At 58.7% G+C, this 4,571-nt stretch carries 4 protein-coding genes; all 4 read right to left on the bottom strand.

Translation table 11 applies throughout. The features are described 5' to 3' along the window. Window positions 1-128 precede the first annotated feature (128 nt). Window positions 129-1,226 carry a transaldolase gene (gene tal, locus PHD44_RS12285; RefSeq protein ID WP_300192146.1) on the bottom strand — a complete coding sequence of 366 codons (1,098 nt, stop codon included), beginning with the start codon at window positions 1,224-1,226 and terminating at the stop codon, window positions 129-131. Between the two features lie 89 nt (window positions 1,227-1,315). Next, window positions 1,316-1,879, bottom strand: a complete 564-nt coding sequence (gene rrtA / locus PHD44_RS12280) for a rhombosortase (protein WP_300192144.1) — start codon at window positions 1,877-1,879, stop codon at window positions 1,316-1,318. Between the two features lie 103 nt (window positions 1,880-1,982). Further along, window positions 1,983-2,489 (bottom strand): phosphohistidine phosphatase SixA, encoded by a 507-nt coding sequence (gene sixA, locus PHD44_RS12275; protein WP_300192142.1) that lies wholly within the window; start codon window positions 2,487-2,489, stop codon window positions 1,983-1,985. A gap of 158 nt (window positions 2,490-2,647) precedes the next feature. Then, window positions 2,648-4,522: an ABC-F family ATP-binding cassette domain-containing protein gene (locus PHD44_RS12270; RefSeq protein ID WP_300192140.1), complete on the bottom strand. Its 1,875-nt coding sequence runs from the start codon at window positions 4,520-4,522 to the stop codon at window positions 2,648-2,650. Window positions 4,523-4,571 lie beyond the last annotated feature (49 nt).

Genomic DNA, 4,571 nt, shown 5'->3' with positions numbered 1-4,571 from the left:
TGCCGAATGTGCGCGTAACGTCCTCTGCCGTGGAGCAAGTTGCCCAGCGCCTTCGCGAGGGCTGGAGCTATTCCGCGATTTAAAGCGCAAACACCCCTTCCAATACGGCAGGGGAAAAGGTTGGTCGATCAACTCTGCGCGATGGCGGCAAGCAGTTCCTCGAAGGCCTGGGCGAATTGATCCAGACCTTCGTCCAGCAACTGATGGCCGACGGCACCGTCCATATCGATACCGACTTCGGCCAATGCGGCCCAGACCTTTTTATCTTCTGCCAGGCGTGGCTTGAGCGTGGAGGCAATGCGTCCGTGGTCGGCGAAGGCCATCAAGGTAGCCTCCGGCAAGGTGTTGATGGTTTTCGGGGCAATCAGGTTCTCGACGTACAGTACATCCGGGTAATCCGGATTCTTGGTACCCGTGCTCGCCCACAATAGATATTGCTCGCGCGCGCCCAACCGGGCCATTTCGGCAAAATCCTCGCCTTCGAACACCTCACGGAAATGCTGATAGGCCATGCCGCCCAAGGCCAGCGCGGCTTTGCCGCGCAGTCGCAGCGCCTTTTGGCTGCCGATTTCGGTGAGCTGCTGATCGACCAGCGTATCGACACGGCTCATGAACAGGCTGGCTACCGCCCGCACCCGACTCACGGCTCCGCCACTGGCACGCAACGCCTTCAAGCCGCGCACGTAGGCCGCGAAGACGCGCTTGACCTGATCGAGGGAAAACATGAGCGTGACGTTGACGCTGATGCCGCGCGCGATCAGCAGTTCGAAGGCTTCGATACCCTCATCGGTCGCTGGAACTTTAATCAGCAGATTCGGCCGGTCGGCCAGTTTTTTCAGCCGCTCGGCGGAAACCACCGTGGAAGCTGCGTTATGCGCGATACGCGGTGATTCCTCCCAACTGACCCAGCCATCCCCACCGTGGCTTTCGTCGAAAATAGGCCGAAGCTGGTCGCAGGCCTGCTGAATATCCTTCACGACAAGGTGTTCGTACACGGACTCCACATCGTCGTACGCCTTCTTGAGTGCCGCAATGTCATCCGTGTAATAAGGGCTGCCGACAATCGCCTTTTTGAAAATGGCAGGATTGGACGTCAGGCCACGAATGCCATAATTCTGGATCAATTCAGCCAGCCGGCCCTCTTCGAGCAGCGCGCGGGACAGGTTATCCAGCCAGAGGCTTTGCCCCTGGCCGGCATAAAGTGTGGATAACTCATTCTGAGACATAATTCCTTCCCTCCTGTAATCAACAAAGGCCGCATCCAAGGCTCATTGTAGAAGTGATCATGCTTGGCGAAACGATTTAATTGGCAAGATCAGCGGCGAAATAACAGCAGGGCCAGCACGATAACCACACCCGTCACGGCGCCATACAGATGCGCATCCACCAGAACGGGCACGCCGAGCAACTTGGCCGTACCCAGATCGCCAAAGCGTTGTTCCCACATGAGTTTTAATGCAATGGCCGCGGTCAAGGCCAACCCGCCAAGCCATTCCTTGCGTGACAGCAATCGAATGGCGCTGGCCGCGAACAGCCCGTGCAAAATACCGGAGAGCCCGACGTACCAGCCGACCTGTGGATCGAGTACCAGCAACCCCAAGCCTACACCCAGCCCGCTGCCGATCAAAATAATCAGATAGCTGCGCCGTGTTTCCATGTGGCTCGCCAGCGCTGTCCAGAGCAGCAGGCCGGCCAAGTCCGATGCCAGATGACGCCAGTTGGCATGCACGAAATTGCCGGTGAATACCCGCCAGATCTGACCATGCAGAATATCCGCGCGGTCGTAACGCAATTCACTACTGCCGTGCAGCAGCAGGATCGCCACGGCAATCACGGCGACGATCAGAGAAATAAACCACTTTTGATTCCGGTCGGTCATTCAGAAGTCCAAATCCGTTCAGTCAATTCCATTCAAACACGCGGCGAGATTCCCATATACCGTCGCCCTGTCCAATCCATCATGGCGAATGGGCGCGCGCGATCTATTCCGCCAGGGCGCGCAAAATACCCGGCGTCAGGGCCCAGATCAACTGCCCCTGACCTGCGCCAACCGCATCGGAGAAACGCAACAGAACCGCGCCCCCTTTTTTCAAGGGCATGGTGCCGGTGGCCGCGCCACAGAGCAGTGTTTCGGCAAGATGGCTCAGATTGGGTTCATGGCCAATCAACGCGAGGCCATCGACACGGGGTTGTTTGCGCAGCCAATCGATCAGGTTTTCGGTTGACACCTCGGCCGACAGCATGGCCTCGGTATCAAATTGACGAATCTCAAGGGCTGGCGCCAAGATTTGCGCCGTTTGCTGCGCCCGAACCAACGGGCTGGTAATCAGGCGCTCGATCGGCAGCGCCAATGTCATCAGGCCCCGCGCCGCCAGTTGCATCCGCTCGATGCCGCGCGGTGTCAAAGGGCGCAGTTCATCGGCTTGGCCGGTTTGGGCAAATTGCTCCCGATCTTCAGCGGGCGCGTGGCGAATCAGTAATACATCCATAACGCATTCGGATCTCATCTGGGCGATTGTGCCCTGATCGTAGCATCATCACTGCCCGCATATCGTGACAAATTGATGGGCACCTCGAAAAACCTACTGAACGCGAAGCTGGCGTCAGCCCGTGATGGTTTTTCGAAGTGCCCTGATGCAAATGCCCATCAATCATTGATCGACAGCCACTCCATCTCCAAGGCTTCGTGCTCTTCTGCCAGGGCCTGGCGCTGGCTTGTCAGCTCGTTTGCACGGGTCGCATCCGTGCTCGTATACAAAGCGGGATCAGCCAGTTGCGTATCAAGCTCCTGTAACGCTAGCACCAACGCACTCAGGCGATGTTCGATTTCGGCAATGCGCTTGGCGGTGCGTTTGTCCGCTTTGCCCGTCGGTTTTTCGGCAGCGGGGCGCCAGGTCGATTCGCTCTTGGGTTTCGTCGGCTCCACCGGCTTTGCAGGGGCGTTCGCCGCGCGACGTTCTTCGGTCAATACGCGGCGGTAATCGTCGAGGTCGCCATCAAACACGCCGACCTTCCCGTCATGCACGCGCCAGAAGTTGTCGCAGACCATTTCGATGAGGCTGCGGTCATGCGATACCACCACCAACGCGCCTTCAAATGTTTGCAGCGCCGTAGCCAATGCCTCGCGCATTTCCAGATCGAGGTGGTTGGTCGGCTCATCGAGCAAAAGCAGATTCGGTGCCTGCCAGACGAGCAGGGCCAGGCCCAGACGCGCCTTCTCACCGCCGGAAAACGGCTCGATGTTTTCAAACGCACGGTCGCCGATAAAGCCGAACCCACCGAGGAAATTACGCACTTCTTGCGTGGACGCACGACCGGCGATGCGCTCGAGCGCCGTCATGGGCGTATCGCGCGGGTCCAGTTGTTCCAGTTGATGCTGGGCGTAATACCCCACGCGCACGCCCGCCGAGATAAAGAGCTCGCCCGCCATGGGCTTCTCTGCGCCACCCAGCACACGCATCAAGGTGGTTTTACCCGCACCGTTCGCGCCCAAAAGGCCGATGCGATCACCCGCGCGCACGGTCAGATCGATGTTTTTGAGCAATGCCTTGCCGTTGTACCCCAGTTCGAGGTGCTCCATCGTCAACAACGGGTCGGGCGCATTCGGCGCGGGGCGAAAACTGAAGGTAAAAGTGCTGTCGGCATGGGTGGCGGCCAGCACAGGCAAGCGGGCCAATGCCTTTATGCGACTCTGCGCCTGTTTGGCCTTGGTTGCCTGTGCGCGGAAACGGTCAACAAATGCCGTCAAATGGGCACGTTCGCGCTCGATTTTCGCCGAAAGCGCGGCATTTTGTGCCTGGCGTTCCGCGCGCATCTGCTCAAATCCGCTGTAATTGCTGGTGTAGACCGTGAGTGATTTGTTTTCCAGATGGGCGATGTGGGTACAGACCTGATCCAGAAAATCCCGGTCGTGCGAGACCACCACCAGACTCCCCGGATAGTTGATCAGCCATTGCTCCAGCCAGAACACGGCATCCAGATCCAGGTGGTTGGTGGGTTCGTCCAGCAGCAAGATGTCACTGGGCGCCAGCAAGGCCCGTGCAAGGTTGATGCGCATCCGCCAGCCACCGGAAAACGAACGCACGGGGCGGTCGATGGCCTCGGGCGCGAAGCCCAGACCATCCAACAACCGCGCCGCGCGGGATCGGGCCGTAAAGCCATCAATCGCCTCCAGATCGTGGTACAAGGTTGCGAGCGCCATGCCGTCCTCGGCCAGTTCTGCTGCGGCAATCGCTTTCGAAATTCGATCGTATTCGACGTCCCCCGCCAGCACGCTGTCGACGGCACTGACTTCAAGGTCATCCATTTCCTGCGCCACGGTCGCCAACCGCTGACCACCGGCCCGATCCACATTCCCTGCATCGGGCGAGAGCTTGCCTTCCAACAGCGCCAACAGGCTCGACTTACCCGTGCCATTGCGGCCGACCAAACCCAAGCGATAACTGGGCTGGAGCGTCAGGTTGGCGTTTTCAAGTAATAACTGGGTGCCGCGCCGCAGACTGACGGATTGAAGTTGAATCATAAGGAATTAATCACGAGGGAAGCTTGGAAAAAATAAACAGCGCGGAAGG

This window comes from Halothiobacillus sp. (assembly GCF_028710545.1).
Classification (GTDB): Bacteria; Pseudomonadota; Gammaproteobacteria; order Halothiobacillales; family Halothiobacillaceae; genus Halothiobacillus.
This window is presented reverse-complemented; position numbering and strand designations above follow the sequence as displayed.

What these genes read in the sequence shown, in the direction of transcription:
- PHD44_RS12270 (WP_300192140.1), bottom strand. Translation starts at nt 4,522, where the DNA reads ATGATTCAACTTCAATCCGTCAGTCTGCGGCGCGGCACCCAGTTATTA.
- sixA (WP_300192142.1), bottom strand. Translation starts at nt 2,489, where the DNA reads ATGGATGTATTACTGATTCGCCACGCGCCCGCTGAAGATCGGGAGCAA.
- rrtA (WP_300192144.1), bottom strand. Translation starts at nt 1,879, where the DNA reads ATGACCGACCGGAATCAAAAGTGGTTTATTTCTCTGATCGTCGCCGTG.
- tal (WP_300192146.1), bottom strand. Translation starts at nt 1,226, where the DNA reads ATGTCTCAGAATGAGTTATCCACACTTTATGCCGGCCAGGGGCAAAGC.